Source organism: Polaribacter sp. WD7 (genome assembly GCF_003335085.1).
Classification (GTDB): domain Bacteria; phylum Bacteroidota; class Bacteroidia; order Flavobacteriales; family Flavobacteriaceae; genus Polaribacter.
In genome coordinates, this window is record NZ_QPEJ01000018.1 from 174281 (window position 1) to 186972 (window position 12692).

Below are 12692 nucleotides of genomic sequence, written 5' to 3' on the forward strand. Positions count from 1 at the left end.
TTAATTGCTAATATTAGTTGGGTAAAATTCTTTAATCAAAAGTAGTTCTGTTCTAAAAGCTAACATTTTATCGCCAAATTTTTTAAGTCCCTCAACACGCAATCTGTCTGCATCTTCTTTGTAATATGCATCTAAGTCTTCTCTAGTATTTGCGGTATATTGTACAGAATACGTTTTGCCTCCCATATCTTCATCAACTAAAACTTCAGTTAATTTTGCAGATGTAAATTTACCTGTATTGAGTACGTCTGAAACATGAGTTTCTATCCAAGTAAGCCATTCTTTATGCAAGTTATCATCAATATTTATCGTAACGTTGTATATGTACATTTATTTTGGTTTTAGGTAGTGATTTTTGGTTTTTAATTCTAAATTTATAGGTTTTTTTAAACCATTAACTAAAAACTACAAACCATCAACTATAAATTGTCTCCTCTAATTTTTCTGTATTTTTTTCTGGCATCTACCAAATAAATACTAGAAGGATAGTCAAAAATAATCTTTTGATAGTATTCTGAAGCTTTTTCTAAATTATTTAAATGATTTTTATACAATTCTGCCAATTGGTAATGTGCATCATCAATTAAAATACCTTGAGGGTTAAGGCTTATAACTTGCTTAAAATTGGCAACGGCTTTTTCAAATTCTTGCTGTTTGATGTACAGTTTTGCTTGTTTAAATAAAACTTCGTCTTCAATAGGTTGTCCTTTAAAATTTCTTTTAATGGTATTTAAGGTGTCTAAGGCTTGTTGTGTTTTGTTTTGAAAAGCATACAGTTCTGCTTTAGCATATTGTATTAATCCAGAAGGTATAGAATCTACAGGCTCATTATCTGTAATAGTTAAAAACAGAGCTAGAGCATCATTGGCTATAAGTTGCGTTGTAGAACTTTTTAAGATTTTTAGTTGTGCTTTTGCCCAAGTAAAATCTCCTTTAAAATAAGATGTTTGAGCTACTTTAAAACGAGCTTGTTGTGCCAATTCATCACCCTTTAATTGTGTTTGAATTTGAGAAAAATAAATTAGCGCTTTATTGTATTGCTCTGTAAATACTAAGATATCACCTAATTTTAATTTTATTCTGGCTTTGTCATATTTAGACCTAGAAAAGGTTAATGCTTCTTCTAAAACCAACTTTGCTTGTTGTGGTTTATTTTGATAAAAAGTTAAGAAATCTGCATAAGCTACTTGTAATTTTATAGTAAGTGGATTTTTACCAAATTCTGAGAACAAAGATTGAAACAAAAGATTTGTATTAGAATCTTGTATAGCCACGGCTATTTTAGCCAGATACCAATGCGCATCAATTTTTTCTTCTACAATAGTGGTGTTTTGAATGATAAAATTAAATGCAGTTTTTGAGGCTGTAAATGCATTATTGTTGTATGCAATTTCTCCAAGTTCAAAAATACCAGAAAGAGAAACAGGGTTTCTTCGGTACAATGCTTTTTGTTGAATAAACGCTTTTTCATAATCTTTTTGTTGCGAGAATAACCAACTCAACAACACATTCCATACATCTTTTGGGTTACTAGCTGCTTTTTTTAGTAGTGTTTTTCGAAATAATATATTGGCTTCGTTTTCAGAATCATCTGTAATGTATTTACTTGCATAGCGTTGTACTAAATTGTAGTAATTTTCATTTTTGTTTACCAAATCTATGTATGACTGAAACATTTCTTTTAAATCTCCTTTTTCCCCATAAATTTGAGCAATTTGAAAACTGTAATTGGTGTTTTCGTCTTTTGCCATGGTTTTTTTGTAGGCTAAAATGGCGTTGTCTAAGAGGTTGTATTCTTTAAAAATACGACCTATAATTCCGCCAAATGCGCTATTTTTATCAATAGAATTTAAGGCAATAGTATAATTTTTTTGAGCTAATTCTGGTTGCTTTTGTCGCTCATAATTATACCCTAAATAGACGTAGAGATATCCTTGATTTGGACTTTGCTTAATTTTTGATGTTAAAAGATTTTCTACCTCTGTAAAATTTTCTGTTTCTTGGTAGCAAGAAATCAATCTGTTTAAATAAGTGGTATTAAACGGACTTTTTTCATAGAGCTTTTTATAAATTTGAGAAGCTTTTAGATATGCACCTTCTCTAAAATAGTTTTCTGCAAGTAAATATTCATTCTGAGCATAGCTAAAGCTACTAATAGCAAGGAAAAAAAGAATTAAAATTTGCTTCATGATATTCAAAGATAATCAACATAAATGTTAAATTTTTATTAAAGCAGGAGTTTTTGAAGTGTTTCTTTGTAACGTTTTGGCACGAAAGTTGTCTATAGAATAAATAACCAATCAAAACGTAGTACAATGAAAGATTTAACCAAACAATACGAAATCGCAAAACAAAATTCAATTGAGTTTATGAAAAATGGACAAATTAGTGCCTATTTTAATGCTCTTTTAGAAATGAATAGATATAAGAGATTAATGGTAGCTGTTGTAGCAAATTAACGTTTGATTATAAAACCAACAATTTACTAAGCGCCAATAAAATCAAAGCCAGTATAAGGAATCAAGACTTCCGGAACTTGAATTCCGTCTTCTGTCTGGTAATTCTCTAAAATTCCTGCTAAAACACGCGGTAACGCGAGTGAACTTCCGTTAAGCGTATGCGCTAATTCGCTTTTTCCTACTTTATTTTTAAAACGAAGTTTTAATCTATTGGCCTGAAATGTTTCAAAATTTGATGCAGAACTAATTTCTAACCATCTATTTTGCGCAGTAGAAAATACTTCAAAATCAAAAGTTAAGGCAGCAGTAAATCCTGTATCTCCGCCACACAAACGTAAAATTCTATACGGTAATTTTAATTCTCTTAAAATACCTTTTATGTGTTCTACCATATCATTTAAGGCATTGTAAGAGTTTTCTGGGTGTTCTATTCGTACAATTTCTACCTTATCAAACTGATGCAATCTATTTAAACCACGTACATGCGCTCCATAGCTTCCAGCTTCACGTCTAAAACAAGGTGTGTAACCCGTTGCTGTGATAGGAAAATCTGTTTCTTGCAGTAAATTACCACGAAATATGTTGGTAATTGGTATTTCTGCTGTAGGAATTAAAAATAAATCGTCTTGCGTTGCATGATACATTTGACCATCTTTGTCTGGTAATTGCCCAGTTGCAGTTGCAGATGCTGTATTTACCAAATGCGGAACTTGATATTCTGTATAACCTGCTGCTACATTTTTATCTATAAAGTAATTAATTAGGGCACGTTGTAATCTTGCTCCTTTGCCTTTATAAACAGGAAAACCAGCACCTGTAATTTTGTTTCCTAACTCAAAATCAATAATATCATATTTTTTTGCCAACTCCCAATGCGGTAGTGCGTTTTCGCCTAAATTTGGTATTACTCCTTCTTTAAAAACTTCTTCATTATCTTCTTCAGAAGATCCTGCTTTAACAGAACCGTGTGGAATGTTTGGTATTTGATATAACAACTCTTGTAACTCTTCTGCAAAACCAGTTAAATTTTCAGCTAATTCTTTAGATTTGGTTTTTAATTTTCCTGTTTTTTCTTTTAGTAAATTTGCTTTTTGAATTTCTCCAGACTTAAACAACCCCCCAATTTCTTTAGAAATTTTATTAGATTCTGCCAACACGTTATCTAACTCAACCTGAGTCTTTCTTCTATTTTCATCTGCCGTTAATACCTGTTCTATAATTGTCTTAGCATTTGCAAAATTACGTTTTGCTAACCCTTCTAAAACAGTTTGTGTATTGTCTCTAATAAATTGTACCTGTAACATGTTGTAGGAATTTTGAAGTGCAAATATATTTAATTGCCACGATTACACGAATAAAACAACACTATAAATATCTAAAAAATGAAGCTTTACGATACGTAGTTTTAGATTTTTTCTAAATTCAAAGAGTTATATTATTTTTAATATAATCTCTGGCAGTTACCTCGTCTTTATTAATTTGATTGATCAAGGAGTCTATGTCATCAAACTTTTGTTCACCACGTAAAAAGTATAACAATTCTATAGTTAGGTTTTTCGTATACAAATCTTGATTAAAATCAAAAAAATGAACTTCTATGGTTTGGTAATTCCCATCAACAGTTGGTCTGTTGCCAATATTCATCATTCCAAAAACGGTGTTGTTATCAATCTTAGATTTTACAACGTAAACTCCTGTTTTTGGAATCAGTTTATAGTCTTCTTTAACATCAATATTAGCTGTTGGATAGCCAATTTTTCCTCCCAATTGTTTACCATTTACAACATTACCATTTAAAGTAAAGTAATAACCTAAATAATTGTTAGCAGTCTTTAAATTTCCCGCATGCAAAGCGCGTCTAATTTTGGTAGAACTTACAGAAACATCATCTATATCTTGAGCAGGAATTTCTTCAACGGTAAAATCATACAAATGGCTATATTCTGTCAATTGTACAATATTGCCTTCTCTATTTTTACCGAAATGATGATCGTATCCGATAATTAATTTTGAAATATTAAGTTGATTTACTAATAGATCTCTAACAAATTCAAGAGCTGTAGTTCTAGAAAAATCTTTACTAAAAGGATGTATAATTAAGTAATCTAAACCCGTTTTAGCTAGCAATGTTTTTTTTTCTTCAATTGTGTTAATTAACTCTAGAGCACTATCTTTTTGTAAGACCATTCTAGGATGCGGAAAAAACGTTAATACAACAGATTTCTTATTTGCTTTTTTAGCGTCTGTAACTAATTTTTCTATAATTTTTTGGTGGCCAAAATGCACACCATCAAAAGTACCAATGGTTACAAAGGTTTTTTCTTTGGATGAAAAATTAGAGATATCTTGAATTGTTTTCAACAAAAAGAATTTAAAACACAAAGGTACAATAAGAAAATGTTTAAAAACAGGATTTATTTATCTGATTGAGTAAGTGTAAATATGTTAAAAAAAGTAGTTTTTTTTAGTAAAATGATAAATTATGAATAGAAATAATAAGAAATTCAAAAAAAATTGTAATTTGCATATCAGTTAACAAATTAATTCAAATTATGACAAAAAAAATTTTACTAATCGCTTTTATTGCTTTCAGTAGTTTAGCAATGGTGGGTCAAACTACTATTACTGGAACTGTAAAAGATGCAAAGACAGGAGAAGTGTTACCTGGTGCAAACATTAAGGTTTCTAGAAAAGCTGTAGGTACAACTACAGATTTTGATGGTAATTTTGAGCTTAAAGTATCAGATAATCCTCCTTTTACGTTAGAAATTTCTGTGTTAGGGTTTAAAACCGAAAAAGTAGAAATCACTAAAAAGAAACAAAGAATAGATGTTGTTTTAGAAGAAAATGAAACCTCTTTAGATGAAATTGTTGTTTCTGCTTCTAGAACACCAGAGCGTATCATGGAGTCTCCAGTAACTGTAGAGAGGATGGATATTAGAGCTATTAAAAATACCTCTGCACCCTCTTTTTATGACGGTTTAGAAAACTTAAAAGGTGTAGACATTAATACAAATAGTTTAACGTTTAAATCTGTAAACACACGTGGTTTTGCAACATTTGCAAACACACGTTTTATGCAGCTAGTAGATGGTATGGATAACTCTTCGCCAGCGTTAAATTTTGCTATAGGTAACTTGTTAGGAATGTCTGAATTAGATGTTAAAACAGTAGAGCTACTACCAGGAGCATCATCAGCTTTATACGGTGCAAATGCTTTTAACGGTATTATGTTTATGACTAGTAAAAGTCCTTTTGAAGATCAAGGAATTAGTGTGTCTGTAAAAGGTGGTGTTACTACACAAGAAGCTGCAGGAACCAATGAGTTTACAGATATTAATGTAAGAATGGCACGTGCTTTTTCAGAAAAATTTGCTGCTAAAGTGTCATTTTCTTATTTAGATGGTGAAGAATGGCATGCAACAGATGATAGAAATACAGAAAACCAAAAGTTTGCACCAGGAACAAGAAATGCTGAAAACCCACAATTAGGAGATGCTCCAAATTTTGATGGGGTTAATATTTATGGTGATTTTGCATCTGCAAATATTAAAAATGTTGCTCAAATTTTAGAAAGAAGAGGTCTAATTCCTGCAGGAGCATCTGCCTTGGTACCTGATGAAAATGTAAGTAGAACTGGATATAATGAAACAGATTTAATAAATAATGAAGCTAGAAGTGTAAAATTTAATTCGGCGTTTCATTTTCGTCCTTTTGGAGACGATCGTTTAGAAGTTATTTGGAACTCTAAATTTGGTACAGGTAATACAATTTTTCAAGGAGGTCAGCGTTATAGTATCAAAAATTTCTTTTTGGCGCAACACAAATTAGAAGTTAGAGGAAAAAACTTTTTTGTAAGAGGATATACCACTAATGAAGACGCAGGAGATTCTTACAACCTGTTATTTGCAGGTATTAACATTAATAGAGCATGGAAAGATGATCAAACTTGGTTTGGTGAATATGTTGGAGGATATTTAGGTGCTACTTTACAAGGAGCAAATGGACAACAAGCACACTTACGAGGAAGATTAGATGCAGATAGAGGAAGATTGATTCCGGGTACAGAAGGGTTTCAAGATGCTTTTGAAAGAATTATTGCAGACCCAGATTTACAAACGGGTGCTAAATTTAGAGATCAAACAAAACTGTATCATTCAGACGTAAATTACAATTTAAGAGACGTTATAGACTTTGCAGAATTTCAAGTAGGAGGTTCTTATAGAAAATATGTTTTAAATTCTTTTGGTAATATTTTTACAGATGCAGATGGACCTATAGATTATGATGAATTCGGTATTTATACGCAAATGCAAAAAAACTTTTTAGAAGAAGATAGATTAAAGTTAACGGCTTCTGTTCGTTACGATAAAGCTCAAAATTTTGATGGAAATTTCTCTCCTAGAATATCTTTAGCATATGCAGCAGGAGAAGATAAGAATGATAACTTTAGAGCATCTTTTCAAACAGGGTTTAGAAACCCTACAACACAAGATCAATACATTGGTTTAGACGTAGGTTCTGCAATTTTAGTAGGTTCTGCGCCAGATAATTTAGAACGTTTTTCTAACAACTATAGAGATAGCAACGGCAACACTTTTAGATTAACAGGTAGAGACGCTTATCAACGTTCTTTTTCGATTGCATCTTTGTTGGCCGGAAGCCCAGAACTTGCTAATGTAGATTTGGTTCAACCAGAAAGAGTTTCTGCTTTTGAAATAGGCTATAGAGGACTAGTTAACGCTGGTGAGAACAGAGTAACTTTAGATGTTAGTGCATATTACAATTTTTATCAAGACTTTATTTCTGCTAGAAATGTAAGAGTAGTTTTAGACCCATCATTAACAGGCGCAGATTTACAAAGAGCTTTGGTAACGCCTGGAGATTTTAGAAATTTTACAACCTACACAAACTCTTCTGCAGATATTAGTTCTTACGGAGCTTCTGTAGGGGTTAACACAAAAGTGTTTGGAGGTTTTGATTTAGGTTTTAATTATACCTATGCCAAGTTTGATTTTGACCAAGCCTCTGACCCAGATTTTGAAGCTGGTTTTAACACACCAGAACACAAGGTTAAATTACAATTTGGACACACTAAACTATTTGATAATTTTGGATTTAATATTAATGCAAGATGGCAAGATGAGTTTTTCTGGGAATCTACATTTGTAGATGGTCTTGTAGATGATAGGTTTGTGTTAGATGCTCAGATTAACTACGCAATTCCTTCAATTAAATCAGTATTTAAATTAGGAGGAGCAAACTTAACAGGTCAAGAGTTTTTTAGTGCCCCAGGAGTTGGAGCCATAGGTTCTCAGTACTATTTATCTTGGACAATTAATAACTAATAATATAAAAATTTATGAAGAATTACACATATATAGCATTGTGTTGCTTAGCATTTGGTTTTTCATCTTGTGATGTAAACAATGACTTAGAAGCAATACAAAATACAGCACCAGTTGTAGAATTAGATGTTAGAGATTTAAACTTTTCTAGTTATGTTTCTTTAGGAGCTTCTTTTACAGCAGGTTTTACAGACGGAGCCTTATTTGTAGCATCCCAAGAAAATTCTTTTCCTAACATTTTGGCATCAAAATTTAGATTAGCTAATGGTGGAGATTTTACGCAACCTTTAATGGCTGATAATATTGGAGGGTTTGTACTTAATGGAGCTGCTGCACAACCACCAAGATTATTTTTTAATGGTGCTGGACCAGCAAGATTAAATGCTTTACCAACAACTAATTTGTTAGCAAGAGCAGAGGGGAATACTTTTAACAATTTAGGAGTTCCAGGTTTAAAGAGTTTTCATATTGTTGCTCCTGGTTACGGTAACATACAGGGCGTAGCAACAGGCGCTGCAAATCCTTATTTTGCAAGAATAGCATCTAGCCCCAATGCAACAATTTTAGAAGATGCATTAGCTCAAAACCCAACATTTTTTTCACTTTCAGAAATCGGAGGAAATGATGTGTTATCGTTTGCAACCTCAGGAGGTATAGGAGTTGATCAGAGAGACAATCCAGATCCTAGAACGTATGGAAGTAATGACATCACTAGCCCTATTGTTTTTGATGCTTCTGTAGACGCTATGGTAGGTGCTTTAACTGCTAATGGTAATACTAGAGGCGTTATAGCAACAGTACCAGATATACAATTATTGCCATTTTTTACAACAGTGCCACATAATCCTTTAGACCCATCAAACGCAAGTTTTCGTAGTCAAATTGCATTGTTAAATCAGGTTTACGGTGCTGTAAATCAAGTTTTTGTAGCTGTAGGACAAACAGATAGAGTTATAACGTTTAGTCGAGAAATTGCAAACCCAGTGGTTATTAAAGATGAAAGTCTGGTAGATTTATCTGCAACAATATCTGGTGCTCTTGGGGCTAGTCCAGATTTTGCAACATTTGTACAAGGGTTTGGTTTGCCAGCAGAAGCAGTACCTTTAGTGGCTAGCCTTTTTGGTAATTTTTACGGACAAGCCAGAGCAGCAACAGAAAATGATCTTTTAGTATTGCCTAGTAGTGCAGTAATTGGAACAGTAAATACAAGTAATTTTGAGTTTTTAGTAAGTCAGAATTTTCCTCCTCAATTGGCAGGACAATTTTCTGCTGAAGGAGTTACTCTTCCATTGGCAGATCAATGGGTACTTACTCCAGAAGAACAAGCAAGTATTAAAGTAGCAACAGATGCTTTTAATGAGAAAATTAATACTGTTGCTAACACAAATGCTAATTTAGCGCTAGTAGACTTAAATCAAATCTTAATAGAAGCTTCTTCGGGCATTGTATTTGATAATTTTACCCTAAATACAAACTTAGTCACAGGAGGTTTAATTAGTTTAGATGGTATTCATTTAACAGCTAGAGGTTATGCTTTAATGGCAAATAAAATTTTAGAATCTATAGACTTTAAATTTGGCTCTAACTTTACTACAGCTACAGGTGGTTTGGCTAAAGCAGCAGACTTTCAAACAAACTATTCTCCATTGTTGAGGTAGTAGAGATAGATTTAGTTTTAATATGCAAAAAGGGTTGAGAATTTTCTCAACCTTTTTTTATGATAGATTCTAAAAGAAGATATAAAAATCTTAATTCTTTAGGAGGATTTTCGTGATCAAAATCTGACGAAATGTAAGTACCTGAGTTATTTTTAATTTTTAAAGAAGCAGATAAGGTTCCATCTATAAAGCGTTTATCTGATGGAGCCTTTAGATTGTTTATTTCTGAAAGCACTATTTTAGAAACTTCTTTTTGTATTTTTACTTGTTGTTTGTTAGTTAAAGAGATTGTTTTATTACTTATATTAGAGGAAACAGTTAGTTTATCTTCTTTGTAAATTATTGTCATTTGATATCCTCTAGTACGGGCGCTATAAGTTATTTCAATAAACTTGTTTGTTTCTTCTTGTTGAGCACTACATGCTAAAAGCGGAATTAAAAACAAGGTGAGTATAATTTTTATAAAGTTCATTTTTTTGTTTAAAGGTATAAAAAAAGACGCCATAAATGACGTCTTTATATTTTATAAGCTACTTATAAATTAATTACCAGCTAAAGAAGCTCTTGCACCTCCAGCAACTAAAATAGATCTCATTCTACTTTTTTGTCCTTCAGAAAACATGTTCATACAAGAATCATCTGTGTAATCCATATAATTCATAAACTGATCGTTAGAACGACAGTGATTTGCAGAAGTTGGACAACCGTAATTTGGTCTATCAGAAGATGGTGTATCAGAAACAAAATCATCTCTATTACATCTTCCATCACCCCATATATGACGTAAGTTTAAGTAATGACCAACTTCGTGAGTAGTTGTTCTACCACCATCAAAAGGGGCAGCTACAAAACCAGTTGTACCAAAGTATTGAGGAGAAACAACAATACCGTCTGTAGAAGGACTACCACCTGGAAATTGTGCATAACCTAAAATACCTCCGCCAATATTTGCTACCCAAATATTTAAATGAGTACTTGGTGTAATAGGTGGGTAAGACCCTTTTACAGCATCATTTGTGCCCCAAGAAGTTCTTGAGTTAGGGTGTCTAAAAGTATTTGCTAAAGTAAATGTAATTTCTGAATCAGCAGCAACACTAGCAAATTCATTTGGTGTATTGTTTGCATCGCTATTAGCTCTTCTAAAGTCGTCATTTAAAACTTTAATTTGAGAAGCAACTTGAGCATCAGAAATATTTTCATTAGAGTTACTATATACAACGTGTACATAAACAGGAATGTTGATGACACCTAAGTTATCTCCACTATCACCAGTGTCTCCACCGCCGTTACCGCTACCAGGTCTTCCGCCTCCACCTCCTTTTTTAGCAGCAATAAATTGTCTAGTAGCATATTCTATTTCATACATTTTTTGGTAAAGACCTTTGTTGGTCTTGAGTTTTTGATTTAAAACATTCATAGTGTGACATTGAGAGTTGTTTCCTTTAGATTCGTATTGATCTGTGTACAGAAAAAAATCACTCATGTCTACCTTAGACTGTTCATCATTTGGTATGTCCGTTCCGTTATTTTGACAACCAATAAAAGTCGTTGCAGTTAAAAGCAACGCTACTAATCCTTTTTTCATCATGTTAAATTGAATTTTAGGGTTAAAAAATATGTTAAAAGAAGTTAAAAAATTAAGGATTTTATAAGTTTTTCGTTTAAAATGCAACAAAAAAATAACATTATATTTAAAATTTTAACAATACGAATATACGTTTTTTTTAGTTTGTTGCGCTTTACCAAAAAAAACCTTTAGAAGTTCTCTAAAGGTAAAATATATCATTTTGTAAATTTAAATGGTTAGCCTAACATCATTACAGCTCTTCGAACACCTTTAACAAGTACATCAATTTCTGCTTTTGTATTGTAAAATGAAAAAGAAGCTCTAACCGTTCCTGGTATTTGATAATAGTCCATAATAGGTTGTGCACAATGGTGTCCTGTTCTAACAGCAATACCAAGTTTATCTAAAATAGATCCAATATCGTAAGGATGAATATTGGCTACATTAAAAGAGACTACTGCAGTTTTTTTAGCAGATGTACCGTAAATTTTTAAGCCTTCAATTTTTAGTAATTCAGAAGTTGCATATTCTAAAAGCTCATGTTCGTAAGCAGCAATCTCATTAAAACCAATAGAATTCATATAATCTATAGCAGCGCCAAATGCAATACCTCCACAAATATTAGGTGTACCTGCTTCAAACTTATGGGGTAAACCAGCATAAGTTGTTTTTTTAAAAGTTACTGTTTCAATCATTTCTCCTCCACCTTGATAAGGAGGTAATTTTTGCAACCATTCCTCTTTTCCGTACAACATTCCAACACCTGTTGGGCCACACAATTTATGAGCAGAAGCTACATAAAAATCTACATCTAATGCTTGAACATCTGGTTTTATGTGTGGTGTCGCTTGAGCACCATCGATTAGAACAGCAGCTCCAAACTTATGTGCTGTATCAATAATTTCTTCAATAAGATTTACAGTTCCTAAAGCATTAGAAACATGATTACAAAAAACCAATTTTGTCTTTTTAGAAATAAGTTGATGAAAAATATCCATTTGTAATCCACCTTCATCATTCATCGGAATTACTTTTAAAATAGCACCCGTTTTTTCACATAACATTTGCCAAGGAACGATATTTGAATGATGCTCAAGAGCAGAAACGATAATTTCATCATCTTTTTGTAAAAGAGAGGCAAAACCAGATGCAACCATATTTATACTATGTGTTGTACCAGATGTTAAGATAATTTCATAAGCCTTTTTTGCATTAAAATGCTGTTGAATTTTAATACGTGCTTCTTCATACTTATCTGTAGCCTCTTGACTTAAGGTATGCACACCTCTGTGAATATTTGCGTTATAATTACTATAGTAATCTACAATAGTATCTATAACTATTTGCGGTGTTTGAGAGGTAGCAGCATTATCAAAATACACTAGAGGTTTTTCATGAACTGTTCTTTTTAGAATAGGAAAGTCTTCTCGAATTTTATCAACATTTATCATACAAAAACATTTTATATGCAAAGATAGAGATACATTTTTAAAGAATAGTTTTGTATTGGTTTAAAACAAATAATATTTAAATTTTATATGAATAAAACGTGTATATAATAGCTATTTCAGGGTTTATTTTTTCCTTTTTAGTTGTAGTTATTCCTTCTCAACTACTTTAATAGCTGGTTTCTCTGGTTTACGAAATAATTTTGCCTTTG

General features: G+C 32.1%; 10 protein-coding genes. 3 read left to right on the forward strand and 7 right to left on the reverse strand.

Going from position 1 to position 12692, the window contains the following annotated elements; all coding sequences use genetic code 11:
* Together DUT90_RS10025 and DUT90_RS10030 are read right to left on the reverse strand one after the other, a co-directional pair.
* Complete coding sequence (locus tag DUT90_RS10025) at positions 1 to 330, reverse strand: DUF4286 family protein (protein WP_114427051.1); 330 nt, start codon at positions 328 to 330, stop codon at positions 1 to 3.
* 89 nt (positions 331 to 419) lie between these two features.
* Positions 420 to 2189, reverse strand: a complete 1770-nt coding sequence (locus DUT90_RS10030; protein WP_114427052.1) for a tetratricopeptide repeat protein — start codon at positions 2187 to 2189, stop codon at positions 420 to 422.
* 126 nt (positions 2190 to 2315) lie between these two features.
* Here DUT90_RS10030 and DUT90_RS13385 point away from each other — a divergent pair, with 126 nt between their 5' ends.
* Positions 2316 to 2459, forward strand: coding sequence for a hypothetical protein (locus tag DUT90_RS13385; RefSeq protein ID WP_181858184.1), 144 nt, complete (start codon positions 2316 to 2318; stop codon positions 2457 to 2459).
* 26 nt (positions 2460 to 2485) lie between these two features.
* Here the strand turns inward: DUT90_RS13385 and serS are convergent, their stop codons facing one another.
* The gene (gene serS / locus DUT90_RS10035) at positions 2486 to 3763 is read right to left on the reverse strand and encodes a serine--tRNA ligase (RefSeq protein WP_114427053.1); all 1278 of its coding nucleotides are present in this window, start codon (positions 3761 to 3763) and stop codon (positions 2486 to 2488) included.
* Positions 3764 to 3881: 118 nt separating this feature from the next.
* Positions 3882 to 4820 (reverse strand): bifunctional riboflavin kinase/FAD synthetase, encoded by a 939-nt coding sequence (locus DUT90_RS10040; protein ID WP_181858185.1) that lies wholly within the window; start codon positions 4818 to 4820, stop codon positions 3882 to 3884.
* A gap of 191 nt (positions 4821 to 5011) precedes the next feature.
* Here DUT90_RS10040 and DUT90_RS10045 point away from each other — a divergent pair, with 191 nt between their 5' ends.
* Positions 5012 to 7807: a TonB-dependent receptor domain-containing protein gene (locus DUT90_RS10045; RefSeq protein ID WP_114427055.1), complete on the forward strand. Its 2796-nt coding sequence runs from the start codon at positions 5012 to 5014 to the stop codon at positions 7805 to 7807.
* A 14-nt stretch (positions 7808 to 7821) separates the two neighbouring features.
* Positions 7822 to 9465 carry a G-D-S-L family lipolytic protein gene (locus tag DUT90_RS10050; protein ID WP_114427056.1) on the forward strand — a complete coding sequence of 548 codons (1644 nt, stop codon included), beginning with the start codon at positions 7822 to 7824 and terminating at the stop codon, positions 9463 to 9465.
* Positions 9466 to 9511: 46 nt separating this feature from the next.
* Here DUT90_RS10050 and DUT90_RS10055 read toward each other — a convergent pair whose 3' ends face one another.
* The 3 genes from DUT90_RS10055 to DUT90_RS10065 form a co-directional block, all read right to left on the reverse strand.
* Complete coding sequence (locus DUT90_RS10055) at positions 9512 to 9937, reverse strand: hypothetical protein (RefSeq protein ID WP_147266208.1); 426 nt, start codon at positions 9935 to 9937, stop codon at positions 9512 to 9514.
* A 69-nt stretch (positions 9938 to 10006) separates the two neighbouring features.
* Complete coding sequence (locus tag DUT90_RS10060; RefSeq protein ID WP_309477135.1) at positions 10007 to 11053, reverse strand: zinc metalloprotease; 1047 nt, start codon at positions 11051 to 11053, stop codon at positions 10007 to 10009.
* A gap of 215 nt (positions 11054 to 11268) precedes the next feature.
* Positions 11269 to 12483: an aminotransferase class V-fold PLP-dependent enzyme gene (locus DUT90_RS10065; RefSeq protein WP_114427059.1), complete on the reverse strand. Its 1215-nt coding sequence runs from the start codon at positions 12481 to 12483 to the stop codon at positions 11269 to 11271.
* Between the last annotated feature and the right edge of the window lie 209 nt (positions 12484 to 12692).

What these genes read in the sequence shown, in the direction of transcription:
- DUT90_RS10050 (WP_114427056.1), top strand. Translation starts at nt 7,822, where the DNA reads ATGAAGAATTACACATATATAGCATTGTGTTGCTTAGCATTTGGTTTT.
- serS (WP_114427053.1), bottom strand. Translation starts at nt 3,763, where the DNA reads ATGTTACAGGTACAATTTATTAGAGACAATACACAAACTGTTTTAGAA.
- DUT90_RS10025 (WP_114427051.1), bottom strand. Translation starts at nt 330, where the DNA reads ATGTACATATACAACGTTACGATAAATATTGATGATAACTTGCATAAA.
- DUT90_RS10060 (WP_309477135.1), bottom strand. Translation starts at nt 11,053, where the DNA reads ATGATGAAAAAAGGATTAGTAGCGTTGCTTTTAACTGCAACGACTTTT.
- DUT90_RS10045 (WP_114427055.1), top strand. Translation starts at nt 5,012, where the DNA reads ATGACAAAAAAAATTTTACTAATCGCTTTTATTGCTTTCAGTAGTTTA.
- DUT90_RS10055 (WP_147266208.1), bottom strand. Translation starts at nt 9,937, where the DNA reads ATGAACTTTATAAAAATTATACTCACCTTGTTTTTAATTCCGCTTTTA.
- DUT90_RS13385 (WP_181858184.1), top strand. Translation starts at nt 2,316, where the DNA reads ATGAAAGATTTAACCAAACAATACGAAATCGCAAAACAAAATTCAATT.
- DUT90_RS10065 (WP_114427059.1), bottom strand. Translation starts at nt 12,483, where the DNA reads ATGATAAATGTTGATAAAATTCGAGAAGACTTTCCTATTCTAAAAAGA.
- DUT90_RS10030 (WP_114427052.1), bottom strand. Translation starts at nt 2,189, where the DNA reads ATGAAGCAAATTTTAATTCTTTTTTTCCTTGCTATTAGTAGCTTTAGC.